Source organism: Microbacterium insulae (assembly GCF_042677065.1).
GTDB classification, from domain to species: Bacteria; Actinomycetota; Actinomycetes; order Actinomycetales; family Microbacteriaceae; genus Microbacterium; species Microbacterium insulae.
Genome location: NZ_JBHTII010000001.1, coordinates 2,208,627 through 2,227,387 on the forward strand (window position 1 = coordinate 2,208,627; position 18,761 = coordinate 2,227,387).

The 18,761-nt window shown below is 71.5% G+C and carries 19 protein-coding genes; 10 read left to right on the forward strand and 9 right to left on the reverse strand.

Features of this window, described 5'->3' with window-relative positions:
• Window positions 1-52: 52 nt before the first annotated feature.
• Window positions 53-1,102: a LacI family DNA-binding transcriptional regulator gene (locus ACFQ0P_RS10210; RefSeq protein WP_204978586.1), complete on the reverse strand. Its 1,050-nt coding sequence runs from the start codon at window positions 1,100-1,102 to the stop codon at window positions 53-55.
• A gap of 242 nt (window positions 1,103-1,344) precedes the next feature.
• Here ACFQ0P_RS10210 and ACFQ0P_RS10215 point away from each other — a divergent pair, with 242 nt between their 5' ends.
• The 3 genes from ACFQ0P_RS10215 to ACFQ0P_RS10225 all read left to right on the forward strand — a co-directional run bounded on the left by ACFQ0P_RS10215 (window position 1,345) and on the right by ACFQ0P_RS10225 (window position 5,129).
• A complete protein-coding gene (locus ACFQ0P_RS10215; RefSeq protein ID WP_204978587.1) occupies window positions 1,345-2,679 on the forward strand; it encodes an ABC transporter substrate-binding protein in 1,335 nt (444 codons plus the stop codon).
• Window positions 2,680-2,799: 120 nt separating this feature from the next.
• On the forward strand, window positions 2,800-4,155 hold the full coding sequence (locus tag ACFQ0P_RS10220; RefSeq protein ID WP_204978588.1) for a carbohydrate ABC transporter permease: 1,356 nt from the start codon (window positions 2,800-2,802) through the stop codon (window positions 4,153-4,155).
• Window positions 4,152-5,129, forward strand: a complete 978-nt coding sequence (locus ACFQ0P_RS10225) for a carbohydrate ABC transporter permease (protein ID WP_204978589.1) — start codon at window positions 4,152-4,154, stop codon at window positions 5,127-5,129. The genes ACFQ0P_RS10220 and ACFQ0P_RS10225 overlap by 4 nt, the downstream gene beginning before the upstream one ends.
• Window positions 5,130-5,239: 110 nt before the next feature.
• Here ACFQ0P_RS10225 and ACFQ0P_RS10230 read toward each other — a convergent pair whose 3' ends face one another.
• Window positions 5,240-5,911: a DUF305 domain-containing protein gene (locus tag ACFQ0P_RS10230; RefSeq protein WP_204978590.1), complete on the reverse strand. Its 672-nt coding sequence runs from the start codon at window positions 5,909-5,911 to the stop codon at window positions 5,240-5,242.
• A gap of 5 nt (window positions 5,912-5,916) precedes the next feature.
• Complete coding sequence (locus ACFQ0P_RS10235) at window positions 5,917-6,636, reverse strand: DUF3105 domain-containing protein (RefSeq protein WP_204978591.1); 720 nt, start codon at window positions 6,634-6,636, stop codon at window positions 5,917-5,919.
• Between the two features lie 309 nt (window positions 6,637-6,945).
• Between ACFQ0P_RS10235 and ACFQ0P_RS10240 the strand changes: the two genes are divergently transcribed.
• From ACFQ0P_RS10240 to ACFQ0P_RS10265, 6 genes are all read left to right on the forward strand, one after another.
• Entirely contained in the window at window positions 6,946-8,295 is a 1,350-nt protein-coding gene (locus tag ACFQ0P_RS10240) for a multidrug effflux MFS transporter (protein WP_204978592.1), read from the forward strand.
• Window positions 8,296-8,369: 74 nt separating this feature from the next.
• Window positions 8,370-9,020, forward strand: a complete 651-nt coding sequence (locus ACFQ0P_RS10245; RefSeq protein WP_378772097.1) for a phosphatase PAP2 family protein — start codon at window positions 8,370-8,372, stop codon at window positions 9,018-9,020.
• A 5-nt stretch (window positions 9,021-9,025) separates the two neighbouring features.
• A complete protein-coding gene (locus tag ACFQ0P_RS10250) occupies window positions 9,026-10,957 on the forward strand; it encodes a helicase HerA-like domain-containing protein (protein WP_204978594.1) in 1,932 nt (643 codons plus the stop codon).
• A gap of 50 nt (window positions 10,958-11,007) precedes the next feature.
• Window positions 11,008-13,326: an FdhF/YdeP family oxidoreductase gene (locus ACFQ0P_RS10255; RefSeq protein ID WP_204978595.1), complete on the forward strand. Its 2,319-nt coding sequence runs from the start codon at window positions 11,008-11,010 to the stop codon at window positions 13,324-13,326.
• Between the two features lie 45 nt (window positions 13,327-13,371).
• Window positions 13,372-13,851, forward strand: coding sequence for a MogA/MoaB family molybdenum cofactor biosynthesis protein (locus ACFQ0P_RS10260; RefSeq protein ID WP_204978596.1), 480 nt, complete (start codon window positions 13,372-13,374; stop codon window positions 13,849-13,851).
• Window positions 13,848-14,276 carry a molybdenum cofactor biosynthesis protein MoaE gene (locus ACFQ0P_RS10265; protein ID WP_378772389.1) on the forward strand — a complete coding sequence of 143 codons (429 nt, stop codon included), beginning with the start codon at window positions 13,848-13,850 and terminating at the stop codon, window positions 14,274-14,276. Before ACFQ0P_RS10260 ends, ACFQ0P_RS10265 begins: the two co-directional genes overlap by 4 nt.
• A 28-nt stretch (window positions 14,277-14,304) precedes the next feature.
• On the opposite strand, the gene ACFQ0P_RS10270 is transcribed toward ACFQ0P_RS10265, so the two are convergent.
• The 6 genes from ACFQ0P_RS10270 to ACFQ0P_RS10295 are packed head-to-tail and all read right to left on the reverse strand — an operon-like array spanning window position 14,305 to window position 18,255.
• Window positions 14,305-14,538, reverse strand: a complete 234-nt coding sequence (locus ACFQ0P_RS10270) for a MoaD/ThiS family protein (RefSeq protein ID WP_204978599.1) — start codon at window positions 14,536-14,538, stop codon at window positions 14,305-14,307.
• Window positions 14,538-14,807 carry a DUF6457 domain-containing protein gene (locus ACFQ0P_RS10275; protein ID WP_204978600.1) on the reverse strand — a complete coding sequence of 90 codons (270 nt, stop codon included), beginning with the start codon at window positions 14,805-14,807 and terminating at the stop codon, window positions 14,538-14,540. Before ACFQ0P_RS10275 ends, ACFQ0P_RS10270 begins: the two co-directional genes overlap by 1 nt.
• Window positions 14,804-15,412: a molybdenum cofactor guanylyltransferase gene (mobA, locus tag ACFQ0P_RS10280; RefSeq protein ID WP_204978601.1), complete on the reverse strand. Its 609-nt coding sequence runs from the start codon at window positions 15,410-15,412 to the stop codon at window positions 14,804-14,806. Before mobA ends, ACFQ0P_RS10275 begins: the two co-directional genes overlap by 4 nt.
• A gap of 1 nt (window position 15,413) precedes the next feature.
• Window positions 15,414-15,890 carry a cyclic pyranopterin monophosphate synthase MoaC gene (gene moaC / locus ACFQ0P_RS10285; RefSeq protein WP_204978602.1) on the reverse strand — a complete coding sequence of 159 codons (477 nt, stop codon included), beginning with the start codon at window positions 15,888-15,890 and terminating at the stop codon, window positions 15,414-15,416.
• On the reverse strand, window positions 15,887-17,125 hold the full coding sequence (locus ACFQ0P_RS10290; RefSeq protein WP_204978603.1) for a molybdopterin molybdotransferase MoeA: 1,239 nt from the start codon (window positions 17,123-17,125) through the stop codon (window positions 15,887-15,889). The genes moaC and ACFQ0P_RS10290 overlap by 4 nt, the downstream gene beginning before the upstream one ends.
• A complete protein-coding gene (locus ACFQ0P_RS10295; RefSeq protein ID WP_204978604.1) occupies window positions 17,122-18,255 on the reverse strand; it encodes a ThiF family adenylyltransferase in 1,134 nt (377 codons plus the stop codon). The genes ACFQ0P_RS10290 and ACFQ0P_RS10295 overlap by 4 nt, the downstream gene beginning before the upstream one ends.
• 110 nt (window positions 18,256-18,365) lie before the next feature.
• Here ACFQ0P_RS10295 and ACFQ0P_RS10300 point away from each other — a divergent pair, with 110 nt between their 5' ends.
• A complete protein-coding gene (locus ACFQ0P_RS10300; protein ID WP_204978605.1) occupies window positions 18,366-18,758 on the forward strand; it encodes a TOBE domain-containing protein in 393 nt (130 codons plus the stop codon).
• Window positions 18,759-18,761 lie beyond the last annotated feature (3 nt).

Sequence of the window (18,761 nt, forward strand, 5' to 3'; positions counted from 1 at the left end):
GACTCGTTCCGCGAGGGCCTCGGATGCTTCGGCATCCGGGGCCCTCGTGCTGTCAGCCGGAGGTGCGCGGACCGGCACCGACGATGGCCGAGGCCTCGTCGTCGACGGCGGCCGTCGAGCCGCGGACGAGGAGCGGCGACGCCTCGTAGATGCGGTGGGTCGCGGCATCCGGGTCGTCCAGCTGCCACAGCAGCAGCTGCACCGCCGCGCGGCCCTGCTGGTGGGGCTTCTGCTGCAGCGTGGTCAGCCCGAACATCTCGGCGTACGAGTGGTCGTCGATGCCGACGACGCTGAGCTGATCCGGGACGCGGATGCCGAGCCGCCTTGCCGCGATGATGGCCCCCACCGACACCTCGTCGCACACGCCGACGACCGCTGTGGGCCGGCTGCGGCGATCCCCGAGAAGGTCGACGGCCGCGGCGTAGCCGCCGGGCATCGACACCCCGCACGGCACGTGGGACAGGGATGCCTCGAGCCCGGCTTCGCGCATGGCGGCTCGGTATCCCGCGAGGCGTTGACCGTCGCCGTAGCTCGTCCGCCGGGCGTCGGCGTCGCCGCCCAGGAAGACGATCTCGCGGTGCCCGAGACCGACGAGGTGCTCGGTGGCGATCCGTCCGGCGGCCCGGTCGTCGATCGACACCGCATTGGTTCCGATGTCGTAGCCGCCGACGCTCACCACGGGCTTGCCGAACGCGACGAGCCGCTCGAGTTCGTGGGCGCTGGGTTCGATGCCGACGGCGATGAGACCGTCGAACCGCTTCCGCGCGAGGAAGTGCTCGAACATCGCACGCCGGGCGTCGGACTCCGGGGGAGCGCTGTAGAGCGCGAGGTCGTAGCGGCGCTCGAGGAGCGCGTCCTGGATGCCTTCCAGGACGTGGGCGAAGAACCAGCGGTCGACGGTCGGCATGACCACGCCGACCGTCTGGGTGCGCCCGGTCACCAGGCTCACGGCGCTCGTGGTCGGGACGTAGCCCAGGGCCGCGGCGGCATCCCGCACGCGTGCGCGGGTGTCCTCAGACACGTATCCCGCGCCGGTGAGCGCGCGACTGGCCGTCGACTTCGACACGCCCGCGGCGCGCGCGACCTCGGCGATGCCCGCCATCGGCCCTCCTCGGCAGTCCGGCGGCTCCTCGCGACGAGGCGATTGTGGAACCGGTTCCGGCCTCATTGTGCCGTCTCACTGCGTGGATTTCCAGCGCGCTCGGCGTATTTATCGAGTTGTGATCCGGCGTGATTGTGTCGACACCATCCATCCCCTAGCGTGAACATGGAATCGGTTCCCTACGTTCCTGCAGCGGGGTCTGGGACCAACCCCGACCCGTGGAACTCAACGAGGAGGCACTAATGACTGCACAGCGATCCCGCCGGCGCATGCTGGCCGCGGTCGGAGCGACCGCCGTCGCGGCCCTGGCGCTCGCCGGCTGCGCCGAGGGCGGCGGCGACGAGACCGACGACGGCAACATCGAAGGCGAAACCGTCACGATCTCCGGTGGCATCACCGGCATCGAGGCGGAGAACATGCAGAAGTCGTTCGACGCGTTCACATCCGAGACGGGCGTGATCGTCGAGTACACGGGCGACAAGGCATTCGAGGGCAACATCGTCACGAAGGTCCAGGGTGGCGACGCCCCCGACATCGCGATCGTGCCCCAGCCGGGTCTGCTGAAGACCCTGGTCGGCACCGGAGAGGTGAAAGAGGCCCCGCCCGAGGTCGAGGCGAACGTCGACGAGAACTGGTCGCCCGACTGGAAGGCTTACGGCACGGTCGACGACGTCTTCTACGCGGCGCCGATGCTCGCCAACATCAAGGGCTACGTCTGGTACTCGCCGGCATCCTTCGAGGAGTGGGGCATCGAAGTCCCGACCACGTGGGATGAGCTGCTGGAGATCTCCGCCACGATCGCCGAGGAGACCGGCGGACCCTCGTGGTGCGCCGGGTTCGAGTCCGAGGCCGCGTCCGGCTGGCCCGGCACCGACTGGATCGAGGACCTCGTCCTGCGGCAGTCCGGTCCCGAGGTCTACGACCAGTGGGTCGCCAACGAGGTGAAGTTCACCGACCCCGAGATCAAGGAGGCGTTCGACGCCGTCGGTGAGATCCTGCTCAACCCGGAGTGGGTCAACGCGGGTTACGGCAACGTCGCGAGCATCAACTCGACGGCGTTCGCGGATGTCGCGGCCAAGGTCGCCGACGGCAGCTGCCCGATGACGCACCAGGCGTCGTTCCTGTCGGCGAACTTCCTCGACGTGCAGACGGCCGAAGGAGCCACTCCCGACGTGGCGCCCGACGGTGACGTCTACGCGTTCGTGCTCCCCGGCTACGAGGCCGGTGCCGCCACGATCGAGGTCGGCGGAGAGTTCGTCACGGCGTTCTCCGACGACGCGGCCACGCAGGCCGTGCTCGAGTACATGTCGACGGCGGCGTGGGCCGACGAGCGTGTCGCCCTCGGCGGCAACATCTCGGCCAACCTGAACGCCGACCCGAGCCTCGCTTCGAGCGAGTTCCTGACCGAGGCCATGACGCTGCTGCAGGACCCGAACACCACGGTCCGCTTCGACGCCTCCGACCTCATGCCGTCCACCGTCGGCGCAGGCTCGTTCTGGCGCGGCATGGTCGACTGGATCGACGGCAAGGACACCGAGACGGTGCTGAGCGACATCCAGGCAGGTTACGACAACTGAGCATTGCTCACAGGACCGGCGGGTCGCTCGTTCGCGCGAGCGGCCCGCCGACCCGAACGGTCGGCCCCCGACGTCGACCGTGATTCCATCCCAGTCCGATGAAGCACTCGGAAGGCATCCATGACCGATACGACCCAGGTGCCCGAAGCGACGGAAGCCGCTCGCACAGGCACCGAATACTCGGACGAGAAGGAGGCCGGCCTCTCCAAGAAGCGCCGCCTCACGATCCTCGTCACCACGATCGGCTTCATTCTCCTGGCCGCACTGTTCCTGTTCATGGTGACGCGGCCGCCCGTCGAGGACGCGCGGCCCACCACCATCGGCCTGTCGTTCAACAGTTTCTTCCGCTGGCTCGGCGATCTGAACCCCATTCTGCAGATCGCCGTCGTCCTCGTCGTGTTCTTCGCGGTGGTCGGACTGATCCTCCTGCTCATCGAGTTCGCTCCGCGCAAGGGGAGGGGATACTTCTGGCTGCGGCTGGCAACGTGCTTCCTCCTGCCGTTGCTCGCCTTCATGATGCTGCGGCCGTACCAGAACGCCGTCATCTACGTCGTGGGCATCGCGGTGATCCTCGGGGCACTGCTGTTCTGGGCCGACTACCGGGCCCGGGAGGGCGCGGGTCACCTGTACCAGCTGATCCTGTTCGCGGCCCCCGCGTCGATCCTTCTCCTGGTGGGCCTGGTCTACCCGGCGGTGGCGACGTTCATCCAGTCGTTCTTCGACAAGTCGGGCGAGCAGTTCGTCGGCATGGAGAACTACATCTGGGTCTTCACGAATCCGCAGGGCTTCTGGTCGGTGATCAACTCGATCATCTGGGTGCTCGTCGCACCGACGTTCGCGACCGTCATCGGCCTCGCTTACGCGGTGTTCATCGACCGGGCGCGCGGTGAGAAGGCGCTCAAGATCCTGATCTTCATGCCCTTCGCGATCTCGTTCGTCGGCGCCGGCATCATCTGGGGCTTCATGTACGACTTCCGTCAGGGCGACCAGATCGGACTGCTCAACGCGATCGTCACCGCGTTCGGCCTGCCACCCGTGCCGTGGCTCACGATCCAGCCGCTGATCAACACGCTGCTCCTCCTGGCGGTCTTCATCTGGAGTCAGACCGGCCTCGCGATGGTGATCCTGTCGGCGGCGGTCAAGGCCGTGCCGACCGAGCAGATCGAGGCGGCTGCGCTCGACGGGGCCAGTGCCTGGCAGCGGTTCCGCAACGTCACGGTCCCCGGCATCCGCTCGTCGATCGTCGTCGTGTTCACGACGATCGCCATCGGCGCGCTGAAGATCTACGACATCGTGGCCGTCATGACCGGTGGTCGCAACGACACGACCGTGCTGGCCTTCGAGATGGTCAACCAGCAGCAGCGGTTCCAGAGCTACGGGCACTCCGCGGCGCTGGCGGTGGTGCTGTTTCTCTTCGTCGTCCCATTGATCGTGTTCAACGTGGTCCAGATCAGGAAGCAGAGGGAGATCCGATGACCGTCGGAGTGGAGGTCATCGAGCCGGTGCCCAACGCACCGACGGCTCGACAGGTCGCGCGCGAGACGCGCAAGCACGAGAAGCTCGCCCAGAAGCGGATGTCGTCGAAGGGGGCGACGATCGCGGCGATCGCGATCGCGTTCTTCTGGACGATCCCGACCCTCGGTCTGCTGGTCACGTCGTTCCGGCCTCCGGCCGACGTGCAGTCGACCGGCTGGTGGACGGTCTTCGTCGATCCCGAGTTCACTTTCAGCAACTACGAGGCGGCGCTGACCGCCGGCGGTACGACGCTGACCCTGGCGGAGTCGTTCGTCAACTCGCTCGCGATCACCATCCCGGTGGCGTTCTTCGCGATGGCCGTCGCCTCGATGCTGGCGTACGCGTTCGCGTGGATCGACTTCAAGGGCAAGGGAGTCCTGTTCGTCGCGGTGTTCGCGCTGCAGATCGTGCCGCTGCAGATGGCCCTGGTGCCGCTGCTGAGCCTGTTCTCGCGCGGCCTGACGATCAACGGCGTGACGATCTTCCCCGGACTCGACATGAGCGACGTCGACCGCAGCTTCGCCACGATCTGGATCGCGCACACGATCTTCGCGATCCCGCTGGCGGTGTTCCTCCTCCACAACTTCATCGCGGAGATCCCGCACGAGGTGATCGAGGCGGCGCGCGTGGACGGCGCCGGGCATGGGCAGATCTTCTTCCGGATCATCATCCCGCTGGCCGCTCCCGCTCTCGCGTCGTACGCGGTCCTCCAGTTCATCTGGGTGTGGAACGACCTGCTCGTCGCGACGATCTTCGCGCCGTCGTCATCGCTGCCGATGACGCAATCGCTGGCGTCGCTCTCGGGCACGTGGGGCAACCAGTGGTTCCTGCAGGCGGCGGGCACGTTCTTGACGATCCTGTTCCCGCTGATCGTGTTCTTCGCCCTGCAGCGGTTCTTCGTCCGCGGGCTCCTGGCGGGCGCGACGAAGGGCTGACATCACGCGACACGGTGCGGCACTCGAACGGGGGGTTCGGGCGCCGCGCCGTCGTCGTGTCCGGGGAGCGTTGACGCGGCGGGGGTCCGGTCCGGCGGGTCGTCCCGGACTCAGTCGCAGCCGAGCCGCGCCCGCATGGACTGCATGGCGTCGATCTCGGCGGTCTGGCCGCCCTTGATCGCCTGAGCGAACTCGAGGGCCCGGGGATCGGTGCCGAGCTCGAGCAGGGCTTCGGCCATGGGGATCGCACCCTCGTGATGGCGGATCATGAGCTCTAGGAAGAGGCAGTCGGCTTCCTGCCCGCTCGCGTCCCGGAGCGCCGAGAGCTCGTCCGGCGAGGCCATGCCCATCGCCTCGAGCGCCTCTTCGTCGCTCAGCGGGGCATCCGCAGCGCCGCCGTGCGCGTGACCGTCGCCGAGGCCGCTCATCCACGTCATCATGGGCTCACCGCTCTGGGGGAGGCCCCACTTGACGAGCCAGTCGTACATCTCGCCGCGCTGAGCCGCCTGCCCGGTCGCGATGTCGTAGGAGAGCACGCGCAGCTCGGGGTCCGCGGTCTTGCGGTAGATCTCCATGGCCATCTCGACGGCCTGGGCGTGGTGGACCTGCATGTCGCGGGAGAACCCCGCCTCGGGAGAGCTCGTCCCGGGAGCGCTGCCTTGACTCTGCGCGCCGAAGGTCGAGAACCGGCCGATCGCGAAGGCGAGCGCCGCGATCAGGACGATCGCGACCACGACGACGGGCCACCGCCTGGAGGGCGCGGGCGCCTCCTCGTCGGTCACGGCGACTACTTCTTGCCGGGGGCGTCCAGCGCGCCGCTGCACGCGGCGTTCGGCTCGGGCGCGTTGGTGCTGCGCCAGTAGGCGCGGATGAACTGCTCGATGCGCTCGTCGTCGGCGGAGTCGACCTTGAGCTGCGCGTTCCATGCGCTCACCGCGATGGGGCTGTCCATGCCCTCGTACGGCGAGAGCACCGTGTACGTCGACGGGAGCGCCGCCTCGAGGGTCGCGATGTCGGCGTCGGACACCTGGGCCGGGTCGTAGGTGACCCAGACGGCGCCGTGCTCGAGCGCGTGCACGGCATTCTCGTTGGGCACGGGCTGGGTGTACACGCCGCAGTTGAGCCACACCGCGTTGTGGTCGCCGCCGGCGGGGGGAGTCTGCGGGTACTCGACCGCTCCGTCGACGTGGTTCGCGGTGTTCTCGAAGGTCTCGATGCCCTCGATGCCGCTGCCGTCGCTGTTCCCGCGGTCGTACGTCGGCGCCGGCGCGGGCGCGAACACGATCGAGGCGACGATGAGCCCGATGATGACGACGGCGGCGGTGACGCCGACCACCCACCACACCAGCTTGCTGCGGCGGCGCTTGGCCAGCTGCTTCTGATACTCGGCCAGCTTCTCCTGGCGCTTCTGCTCCCGCTGCTGCTTGACGGTGAGGTTGATCTCGGCCTGCTTGGCGGGGTTGCCGCTCGTGCGCTTGTCGGCGGGGCTCGGGGGTGTCGGGGTCATGTTCGTGATTCCGGCTCGGGCACCCGGCGCGGCGCGAGGGCCGTCCGCGGGCGGGGAAGGGACACCGCAATCCTATGCGAGCGCATGAAGGGGCGGACTGGGAAGGCGCCGACAGTGCGCCGCGCGGTCACCGCGAGGCGGTTCGGGATGCCTCGGCCCGCGCGTTCGGAGCGCCACGAGGCATCCGATACAATGGGTGTCGAATCGATTCGACGTTCGCCGTCGATCACCCTCCGTCCCCTGTGCGCGCCTGAGCCGGAAACCCGGCGTCGACGCCTCACCGCTTCGCCGCCGAACAGAGAATCCACGTTGCTCGACACCGCTTCCATCCCGACCCAGCGCGCCGCCTCCCCCGGGGCGGGCTCGTCCCGACCCACGCAGACCGGAGCCATCCGGACGCTCGGCGCGAACCCGGCGACCGCGCCCATCGTGCTGCACCCGGGCGATTCACTCACGCACCGGCGGCGCGTCCTCTACATCGTCCTGCTCGGTGCGCTCACGGCGCTCGGGCCGTTCACGATCGACCTGTACCTGCCGGCGTTCCCGGTCCTCCAGACGGAGTTCCAGACGACGGCGGCGGCGATCCAGCTCACCCTCACCGGCACCATGGTCGGCTTCGCGCTCGGTCAGCTCGTCGTGGGTCCGCTCAGCGACAAGGTGGGCAGGCGCGTCCCCCTCCTCGTCGTGACGGGGCTGCACGTGGTCGCGAGCATCGCCGCGGCCCTCGCACCGTCGCTCGAGTTGCTGTCGCTCGCGCGTGTCTTCATGGGCGCCGGCGCGGCGGCCGGCGGGGTGATCGCGGCCGCGGTCGTGCGCGACCTCTTCGGCGGACGGCGGCTGGTCGTCATGCTCTCGCGGCTGGCGCTCGTCTCGGGTGTCGCGCCGGTGCTGGCACCCCTCGTCGGATCCGCGCTCCTGCTCGCGATGCCCTGGCGCGGCGTCTTCGTCGTCCTCGGCGTCTACGGCTCGGTGATGCTCGTGGCAGCGGCGATCTTCATCCCCGAGACCCTGCCGCCCGCCCGCCGGCACGAGAAGGGGACGACGACGGTGTGGCAGCGTTACCGCAGCGTGCTCACCGACCGCGTGTTCCTCGGCGTGCTCGTGATCGGCGGCATGACCTTCAGCGGCCTGTTCTCGTACCTCTCGGCATCGTCGTTCCTCTTCCAGGAGGCGTACGGCTTCGACCCGCAGCAGTACGGTCTGCTTTTCGCGGCGAACTCCGTGGGCGTGGTGGTCGGCGTGCAGGTCGCTGCGCGACTGGCCGCGCGCATCGGCCCGCAGTGGGTCCTCGCGGGGTCGACCGCGGTGCTCGTGGTGGCGGCATCCGCGATCATCGTCACCGATCAGCTCGGGCTGGGACTGTGGGGCACGATCGTGCCGCTGTTCGTGTTCATGACCGCGTGCGGGTTCACCTTCCCCTGCGTGCAGGTGCTCGCCCTCGACCGGCACGGCAAGGCCGCCGGGACGGCGCAGTCGATCATCGGAGCGACGAACTTCGGCGTCGCCGGCGTCATCACGCCGCTCGTCGGCTGGATCTCGGTGGGCTCCGGGATCACCGCGACGACGATGGCCGCGGTGATGGTCGGGTGCGCCGTGATCGGCGTGCTGTCGCTCTGGTTCGTCGTGCGCCCGCGCACGGTCGAGCGCCTCGCGCCCTGAGTCCGGAGGGTTCGGTGCGTTCGGGCCCCATCCGGTCGAGCGACCGGCAGAATGGACCGATGGATGACGGGGGCGTGAACGACAGACGAACGGCTCTCGTCTTCCTCGCGATCGGGGTCGGCCTGATCGCCGTCGCGTGCGGCCTGGGGTGGTGGATCTTCGCGCGCGGTGAGGAGCCCTTCGCGATCGACGTGTGGTGGAACGCCCTCGTCGCCGACTGGTACGCCCCGGTTCTGACCGGCTTCGCACGGTTCATGGACTGGGTCGGCGGCGGCTGGTTCGCGGTCCTCGCCGTGCCGCTCGGCGGTGCCGTCGCGCTGGTCCTCCTGCGGCGCCCCTGGGCGGCCGCATACTTCCTCGCGGCCGAGGCGGCCTCCGCAGGTGCGGTGCAGGTGCTCAAGCATCTCTTCGGGCGTGTGCGGCCCGAGGACATCATCGTCCTCTCGGACTACGGCTCCTACCCGTCCGGCCACGTCGCGAACGCGACCACTCTCGCCGTCGCGGCGTTCATCCTCTTCCCGCGCGCCTGGGTCGCGATCGTCGGTGCCGTGTGGGTCGTGCTGATGGCGTTCAGCCGCACCTACCTCCACGCACACTGGCTCAGCGACACCGTCGGGGGCGCGATGGTGGGGGCGGGTGCGGCGCTGATCGTCGCCGCGGCCTTCGCCGTGCCGATGGCCCGGGAGAACGCTCGCGCGAGCGAGAAGACGGCGTCGCTAGGCTGAGCGGCATGACCGCGCCATCCCCACCCGATCCCGCCGTCACCGCCGCCGAGGCCGAGCTCGCCCGCCTCCGCGCCGAGGCGGAAGCGGCGGAGGCTCAGCTCCGCGCGGCGCAGGCCAAGGCCGCCCTCGCCGCCGCCGAGGCGGAGGCGGCGAAGGCGAGAGCCGCGGGGAACGCGGATGCTGCGGCCGCCGACGCTGCGCCGGCTGAGCCCGCACCCGCGGCACCCGCGCCTGCGTCGGCCGAGCCCGCGGCTGACGGACCCGAGCCCGCGGTCGCCCCGGTCGACGCGGGAGCGGCCGACGGCCCGCTCTCCTCCGACGAGGTGGCCAAGGTCGTCTCCGGATACACGTTCGAAGGGACGACCCTCGACCTCGGCGCGCTCGTCAACGGCGAGGCCGTGCCCGCGGCGCAGGTGCGCATCCCGCTCGGCATGATGAACCGCCACGGCCTCGTCGCCGGCGCGACCGGCACGGGCAAGACCCGCACGCTGCAGGGGCTCGCCGAGCAGCTCGCGGCGAAGGGCGTGCCGGTGTTCGCCGCGGACATCAAGGGAGACCTTTCGGGCGTCGCGACGCCGGGGGAGCCGAGTGAGAAGCTGCTCGCCCGGACGCGGGGGATCGGGCAGGACTGGAAGCCCGAGGCGTCCGCGACGGAGTACTTCGCGCTCGGCGGCATCGGCAAGGGCGTGCCGGTGCGGGCGACGGTGTCGGGCTTCGGGCCGCTGCTGCTGAGCAAGGTCCTCGGCCTGAACGAGACGCAGGAGTCCAGCCTCGGACTCGTCTTCCACTACGCCGATCAGCAGGGCCTCGCGCTGGTGGATCTGTCCGATCTGCGGGCCGTGCTCACCTACCTCACGAGCGACGAGGGCAAGCCCGAGCTGAAGGAGCTGGGCGGCCTCTCCGCGGCGACGGCGGGCGTCATCCTGCGGGAGCTCATCACGTTCGCCGACGCGGGCGCCGACGTGTTCTTCGGCGAGCCCGAGTTCGACGTGACCGACTTCCTGCGCACCGCGCCGGATGGACGGGGCATCATCAGCCTCCTGGAGGTCCCGGGGGTGATCGACAAGCCGGCGCTGTTCTCGACCTTCCTCATGTATCTGCTCGCCGAGCTGTTCGAGCTCCTCCCGGAGGTGGGAGACCCCGACAAGCCCAAGCTCGTCTTCTTCTTCGACGAGGCCCACCTCCTGTTCCGGGACGCGTCGAAGGACTTCCTCGCCGCGATCGTGCAGACCGTGCGCCTCATCCGGAGCAAGGGGGTCGGCGTGTTCTTCGTCACCCAGACCCCGAAGGACGTCCCCTCCGACGTGCTGGCGCAGCTCGGGTCGCGCGTGCAGCACGCGCTGCGCGCCTTCACGCCCGACGACGCCAAGGCGCTCCGCGCGACGGTCGGCACATATCCGACCTCGGGCTACGATCTCGAACGGGTGCTGCAGGAGCTGGGCACGGGCGAGGCGATCGTGACCGTCATGAGCGAGAAGGGCGCGCCGACTCCCGTGGCGTGGACGCGGCTGCGTGCTCCGCAGGGGCTCATGTCGCCGACCCCCGACCCGGCGATCGACGCCGCGGTGAAGGCATCCCCCCTGCTGGCGAAGTACGGCACCGCGATCGACCGCGAGTCGGCGCGCGAGCTCCTCGCGGCGAAGATGAAGGCGGCGGACGACGCGGCCGCGGCCGAGGAGGCGGCGCTGGCGAAGGCGAAGGCGGACGCCGAGCTGGCCAAGCAGCAGGCGGCGATCGACAAGGCGCAGGCGGCGGCCGACAAGAAGGCCCAGCAGGAGTACGAGCGACTGCTGAAGAAGACGCAGGGATCCGCCCGTACGACGCGCACGTCCCGCACGGCCGAGAAGTCGCCGATCGAGCAGATCCTCGGCTCGAAGGCCACGCAGACGATCCTCAGCGGAGTCATCCGGGGCGTCTTCGGCACGGGGCGCCGCTGACCGGGGCCGGCGGGCGACCCGTCGAGGCGCGCAGCGCCTAGCCTGGGGGAATGGCGAAGAAGCCCCCGCATCGCGACATCGACGAGGCACGCGTGCGCGTCACGAAGGCGAAGTCGGTCGCCGTCGGAGTGCCGGCGGTGCTGCACGCGCTGAAGATCTCGCAGGAGCAGATGGGCGTCGCCCGCTCGGTGCAGACCCTCGTGCGCGTGAACCAGAAGGAGGGCTTCGACTGCCCCGGCTGCGCGTGGCCCGAGGAGGACAAGCGCCACGTCGCGGAGTTCTGCGAGAACGGCGCGAAGGCCGTCGCCGAGGAGGCGACGCTCCGCCGCATCGGACCGGAGTTCTTCGCCACCCACTCGGTCGACGACCTCCGCGGGCACGACGACTGGTGGCTCGGCCAGCAGGGGCGGCTGACGCATCCGATGATCCTCGACGAGGGCGCGACCCACTACCGCCCCCTCGACTGGGACGCGGCGCTGCGTGAGATCGCCGAGGCGCTGAGGGGCCTGGACGACCCGGACGAGGCGGTCTTCTACACGTCCGGGCGCACCTCCAACGAGGCGGCGTTCCTCTACCAGCTCCTCGTCCGCGGGCTCGGCACGAACAACCTTCCCGACTGCTCCAACATGTGCCACGAGTCCAGCGGCTCGGCTCTTTCCGAGACCATCGGCATCGGCAAGGGCACCGTGACGATCGAGGACATCCATGACGCCGACCTGCTGATCGTCGCCGGACAGAATCCGGGCACCAACCATCCGCGGATGCTGTCGGCGCTCGAGAAGGCCAAGCGCAACGGCGCCACGATCGTCGCGGTCAACCCGCTGCCCGAGGCGGGACTGCTGCGGTTCGAGAATCCGCAGACCGTCCGCGGCCTGGCGCTGGGGGGCACGACGCTCGCGGACCACTTCGTCCAGATCCGGCTCGGCGGAGACCAGGCGCTGTTCCACGCGATCGGCAAGCATCTGCTCGAGGCGGAGGCCGAACGCGGCGACGTGCTCGACCACGACTTCCTCGCGCAGCACACGAGCGGCTTCGAGGCCTACCGGGACGCGATGGCGGATGCCGCGTGGCCGGCGCTCGTCGAGGCGACCGGGCTGTCCGAGGCCGAGCTGCGGCGGGTGGGCGAAGCCGTGCGCACCTCGCGCGCGACCATCGTGTGCTGGGCGATGGGTCTCACGCAGCACAAGCATTCGGTTCCGACCCTGCGCGATGTCGTCAACGTCCTGCTGCTCCAGGGGAACATCGGCCGCCGCGGCGCCGGGGTGTGCCCGGTGCGCGGGCACTCCAACGTGCAGGGCGACCGCACGGTGGGGATCTACGAGAAGCCGTCGGCGGCCTTCCTCGACGCGCTCGGCGCGGAGTTCGGCTTCGCTCCGCCGAGGAAGCACGGCTACGACACCGTCGAGGCCATCCGCGCGATGCGCGACGGCCGCGTGCGCTTCTTTCTCGGCATGGGCGGCAACTTCGTGTCGGCCACGCCCGACACCGCCGTCGTCGAGGCCGCGATGCCGAGGGTCGATCTCACGGTCCACGTGTCGACCAAGCTCAACCGCTCGCACGTCGTGCCGGGACGCCGGGCGATCATCCTGCCCACGCTCGGCCGCACCGACCGCGATCGGCGCGGCGGTGCCGAGCAGCGGGTCACCGTCGAGGACTCGATGGGCGCGGTCCACGCCTCGCGTGGTCGTCTCGCGCCGCCGTCGGAGGACCTCCTCAGCGAGGTCGCCATCGTGGCGCGGCTGTGCGACCTCGTCTTCGGCGATGCGGGGGACGCGGCATCCGTCCCCTCGGCCGACTGGGCCGCCCTCGAAGCCGACTACGCGCTCATCCGGGGTCACATCGAGCGGGTGGTGCCCGGCTTCGACGACTACGAGCAGCGGATCGACAAGGGTCGCACACTGCACCTGCCGAACGGGCCGCGCGACTCGAGGCGGTTCGCGACGGCGGACGGACGGGCGCGGTTCACGGTGAACCCGCTCGAGTACCCCCGTATCCCCGATGGCCGGCTCCTGCTGCAGACGCTCCGCTCGCACGACCAGTACAACACCACGATCTACGGCAAGGACGACCGCTACCGGGGCATCCGGGGCGGCCGTCGCGTGGTGCTCGTGCACGCCGAGGATATCGCCGCGGCCGGTTTCGCCGAGGGGGATGTCGTCGATCTCGTGTCGGAGTGGCGCAGCCCGGACGGCGTGCTGCAGGAGCGCCGGGCAGAGGCGTTCCGCCTGGTGCCCTACCCCACCCCGCGCGGGAACGCGGCGGCGTACTACCCCGAGACGAATGTGCTCGTGCCGCTGGACTCGGTCGCGGACGTCAGCGGGACGCCCACCTCCAAGTCCGTCATCGTGCGGCTCGATCGGCGGGACTGACGCGCCGCCCGCCTGCGGGGCGTGCGGGCTCTCTAGGCTGGGGGCATGACCCGCGCCGCCGTCATCACCGTCTCCGACCGGTCGTCCACCGGCGCGCGTCCCGACGAGAGCGGTCCCGTCGCGGTCGCCGCGCTCCGCGGCGCGGGCTACGAGTGCGACGACGCCGTGATCGTGTCCGACGGTGCCGAGAGCGTGGAGCGGGCGCTGCAGGCCGAGATCATGGCGGGCGTCAAGCTCATCGTGACGACCGGGGGGACGGGCGTCGGGCCGCGCGACGAGACACCCGAGGGCACGCTGCGCGTGGTCACGCGGGAGGTGCCGGGCATCGCCGAGGAGCTTCGCCGACGGGGCGCGGCGGAGAAGCCGGCGGGCATGCTGACGCGGGGAATCGCGGGAGTCGCCGATCCCCACGGAGTGCTCATCGTCAACCTCCCCGGCTCGCCGCGGGGCGTCGCCTCGGGGATGCCGGTGCTGCTGTCGGTCGCCGGGCACGTGCTCGACCAGCTGGGCGGGGGCGATCACTGATGCCGGTGCGCGTGGCGGCGATCAGCTCCGAGCCGCTCGACCTCGCCGCGCACCTCGACGCCGTCGAGGATGTCGCGGCGGGCGCCGTCACCACTTTCGTGGGGCGGGTCCGCGACCACGACCCGGATGCCGCGGCGGCCGTCGTGAGACTCGAGTACACCGCGCACCCCGATGCCGAAGCGACGCTGCGCCGCATCTGCGAGGACGCGATCGGCGAAACGGGCGCCGCCGTCGCCGCTTCGCATCGCGTCGGGCACCTCGGGGTGGGGGACGCCGCCGTGGTGATCGCCGTGGCCGCGGCCCATCGCGCGGAGGCGTTCGAGGTGTGCCGCGCCGTCATCGAGACGATCAAGACCTCTCTCCCGGTGTGGAAGAGGCAGGTCGAGGTCGACGGCACCGCGACGTGGCTCGGTCTCGGGGGCTGAGGCCGGCGGGCTGAGGCCCCGGGCGCCGTCAGCCGCCCGCGAAGGGCGGGAGGATGTCCACGAGGTCGTCGCCCGTCAGCGCGGTGGCGTCGTCGACGCGCGAGCCGCCGACGAGGACCGCGCAGCGCGGCAGGATTCCGCCGAGGGCGGGGTGCTCGGCCGAGACCGCGAGCCGGAGTTCGCCGACCGTCGCCTCGGTCCGTTCCTCGCGGTCGCGTCCGGCGGCGTCGCGTGCGGCGGCGAAGTAGCGGACGACCGGCATCACGCGTCCCACCCCGCGGCGAGCTCCGCCACGGCGTCGAGAGCTTCCCGCACCTGGGCCGGGTCGGTGCCGGCCCGCCCCGCCACGAGTCCGGCGACGAAGGCGCCGAGGGGCGCCGCCGGACGCGCGACGTCGTTCGCGACGTCGCGCGTCAGGTCGAGCACGGCGGAGACGGGGACGTCGGCGTCGGCGAGTGCGAATCGCTCGCGCAGCGCGGCGGCCCAGGCGTCGAGCGCTTCAGGCGGAAGGGTGCGGGACTGATCGGTCATGGCGACTCCTCGTGCGCGGCGCGGGTGCGCGCCTGCTCCAGATCCTCCCACGTGTCGACGTCCCGGGTGAGCGGCGCCGGTGCGGCCACCACGGTGATCGCGAGGTCGGCGAGCAGGGCCCGCATCGACGCGCCCGTCCCGTGGTCGGGGAGAGTGGATGCCGCGTTCCGCAGCACGGCCGTCCGGTACGCCCCCGTCAGCCACTGCGGGCGACTCGCGGGGTCGCCGAGGCACAGGCCGTCGGTGTCGGCGGGGAGGAGCGGCAGATCGTGGACCAGGCGGCGCACCGCCGCGCGCGCTTCGGGCAGATCGCACGCGAGGAGGAGGGTCCATTCCGGCTCGGACGCCACCGGCCAGGACTCGAGGGCGGCCGCCGTGGCCGCCGCGGGGCCGCCGTAGGGCGGATCCTCTCGCACCCACTCGACCGCCAGGTCCGGGTCGAGGACCGGTGCCACGACCGTGATCGGGTCGGCCGAGGCATCCCGTGCCGCCGCGACCGCCGTCGTGAGAAGCGTGGCGCCGCCCACGTCGAGGAGCGGCTTGACGGCCCCGCCCAGCCGGGTGCCGCGCCCGCCCGCGAGGAGGATCGCGCCGAGTCCGGTCACGTCACGCCCCGTCGGGGCGCACCCAGTCGCCGCTCTTGCCGCCGGTCTTCGCCACCAGGCGCACGCGCTCGATCGAGGTGCCCTTGTCGAGCGCCTTCACCATGTCGACCACGGCGAGCGCGGCGACGGACACGGCGGTGAGCGCCTCCATCTCGACGCCGGTGCGGTCCGCGGTGCGCACGGTGGCCTCGACCGCGACGCCGTCGTCCTCGACGACGAGGTCGACGACCGCGCCGTGCACCCCGATGACGTGGGCGAGGGGGAGGAGGTCGGGGGTTCGCTTCGCCGCCTGGATGCCGGCGATGCGCGCGACGGCCAGCACGTCGCCCTTCGGAACGGTGCCGTCGCGAAGGGCCGCGACGACCTCGGCCGAGCACCGCACGAACCCGCGCGCCGTCGCAGCGCGCACCGTCGGCTGCTTGCCCGTGACATCGACCATGCGGGCGTGGCCGCCCTCGTCCAGGTGCGTGAAGCTCATGTGATCAGCATGACATCGACCGCGTCCCCCGCCGCGACCTCGACCACCGACGCGGGGACGACGGCGTAGGCCTCGGCGCGGCCGAGACCGCCGGCGAGGTGCGAGGCTCCGCGAGTGGCCGGAACGACCCGCCAGCCGGCGGGATCGCTGCGGTCGATCGTCACCGGCAGGTACTGCGCGCGTGCGGGCGGCGTGCGCCAGCCGACCGCCGCCGGCAGCCGCAGGAGGGGACGGTCGAGTTCGGTGCGGCCCTGCATGCGCAGGAGGGCCGGGCGCACGAAGACTTCGAAGGACACCGCCGCGCTCACGGGATTGCCGGGGAGCCCGAACAGCAGCGTGCCCGACGGCGCCCTGCCGAAACCCTGCGGCTTGCCGGGCTGCATGCGCAGCTTCGTGAACGCCATCACGTCACCGAGCGTCGACTTGACGACCTCGTAGGCGCCGGCGCTCACCCCGCCCGAGAACACCACGACGTCGGCGCCCAAGCGCTCCGCGGCGGTGACGGCCTCGCGCGGCCCCTCGCCCTCGTCATCCACCCGCGTCCGGAGCACCACCTCGGCGCCCGCCTCCGCGGCGAGCCCCGCGAGCAGTTCGCTGTTGGACTCTGGGATCTGGCCGTAGGCCAGCGGTGCGCCGGGAGCGACGAGCTCGGATCCCGTCGAGACGATCGCGATCCGCGGCGTGCGGCTCACTTCGACCTCGACGACACCCGCCGCGGCGGCGGCCGCGAGCTGAAGCGGACCCAGCAGCACCCCCGCAGGGAGCAGCTCGTCGCCGGCGCGTGCGTCGTCGGCACGGCGACGCACATGAGCGCCCGCGGCCGTCGGCGCTCGCAGGACCTCGACGATCTCGAGCGAATCCGCGAGGCCCCCCGAGGTGTCTTCGAACGGCACGATCGCCGTCGCCGCGGACGGCACCGGCGCACCCGTCATGATGCGCGCCGCCTCGCCGGGGGAGAGCGCCGGGTCGAGGCTCGTCCCCGCGGGCAGATCGGCGACGACGCGCAGCCTCACCGGCGCCTCGGGTGCGGCGTCGGCCACGTCGTCGAACCGGACGGCGAAGCCGTCCATCGCGGAGTTGTCGAAGACCGGGATGTCCACGGCGGCGCAGAGGGGCGTGCGGAGGGTCCGGCCTCGCGCGGCGGACACGGACACGGAGACGGTTTCGACGGGTCGCACCGCGGCGAGGACGGTGGCGAGGTGGTCCTCGACGGCGAGGAGCTCGTCGGGGCTCATGCCGGCGTCCGCCGCCGGTCGGGAGCCCACGCGTCCATGCCGCCCGCGAGCACGGACGCCTCGATCCCCGCGTCGCGCAGCGCGCGCGCTGCCCGCTCCGCGCGCACGCCGACCTGGCAGATCACGACGACCGGTCCCGCGCCCGCCAGGGCCGGGTCGGCCAGAAGGCGCGCGAGGGGCACCTCGCGCGCGCCGCGCAGGACGCCCGACGCGGTCTCGTGGGGCTCGCGCACGTCGAGGAGAACAGCCCCGGCGGCGTGAGCGGCACGGGCGGCGGCGAGATCGACGTGCGGCACCGCGTCGACGTGCGGCACCGCGTCCACGTGCGGTGCCGCGGTGACGCGCGCAGCCGTCACGGGCGCGAGCGCCGCGCGCAGGGGGATGTCGTCGGTGCGGCCACGCAGCGCGTCGATGACGACCACGCGGCCGAGCAGCGGGTCGCCGACACCCGTGATGAGCTTGACCGTCTCCGTCGCGAGCATCGCTCCCGTCTGCACGCACAGCGGTCCGAGAACTCCGACCTGCTCGCACGTCGGGACGTCCCCGGCGGTCTCGGGGGGATGCAGATCCGACAGCCGCACGGCCGGGAACCCGGCGGGCGGCGCGGACCAGAACACGGTGACCTGCGCGTGGAACTCCTGCACGACGCCCCACACCAGCGGGACCCCGAGGTGCTCGCAGGCGGTGGCGACGGCATCCCTCGTCTCGAACGTGTCGGTGCCGTCCACGACGACGTGCGCACCGGCGAGCAGCCGGGCGGCGTTGCCGGAGGTGAGGCGCTCGCGCACCCCCCGCACGACGGTGCGGGGCGCGAGCTCGCCCGCCACGCGCACGGCCGAGTCGACCTTCGCGGACCCGATGTCGGCGACGCGGTGCATCACCTGACGCTGGAGATTGGATGCCTCGACCTCGTCGTCGTCGATCACCGTCAGTGTTCCGACGCCGGCGGCCGCGAGCGCGAGCACGACGGGTGAGCCGAGACCTCCCGCGCCGACGACCGCGACGTGCGCGGCGGCGAGCCGGCGCTGTGCGAGGTCGCCGAAGCCGGCGAGACGCGCGTGACGCGCCGTCCGGACGACCTCGTCCTCGGGGAGGGCAGGAAGGGGGTCGACGAGCGGCGGAAACGGCATGGCTCCAGGGTATTGCGGGGCGGCGACGGCGGGCGCAGGAAGGCGAGATATCCGCAAGAGCGGATGCATCGAGGGCGATCGTCCGCGCATGCGGTGCTAGGGTTCCGGACATGCCCGCTTACAAGATCGCCGAGGCCGCGAGGCTGCTCGGGGTGAGCGACGACACGGTCCGCCGGTGGGTCGACGCCGGCGCGCTTCCGACCACCGGCTCGACACCGGCCGAGATCCCCGGCGACGCGCTCGCCGCGAAGGCGGTCGCGCTCGCGTCGGCCCCCGCCGAGACCGGCGACGTGCTCTCGAGCGCGCGCAACCGCTTCGTCGGGCTCGTGACCCGGGTCCAGCGCGACGGCCTCATGGCCCAGGTCGACATCCAGGCCGGACCCCACCGGGTCGTGTCGATCCTGTCGGCCGAGGCGGTGGACGACCTCGGGCTGGATGTCGGATCGCTCGCCGTCGCCGTGGTCAAGGCCACGAACGTCATCGTCGAGACCCCGAGGACCTGACCC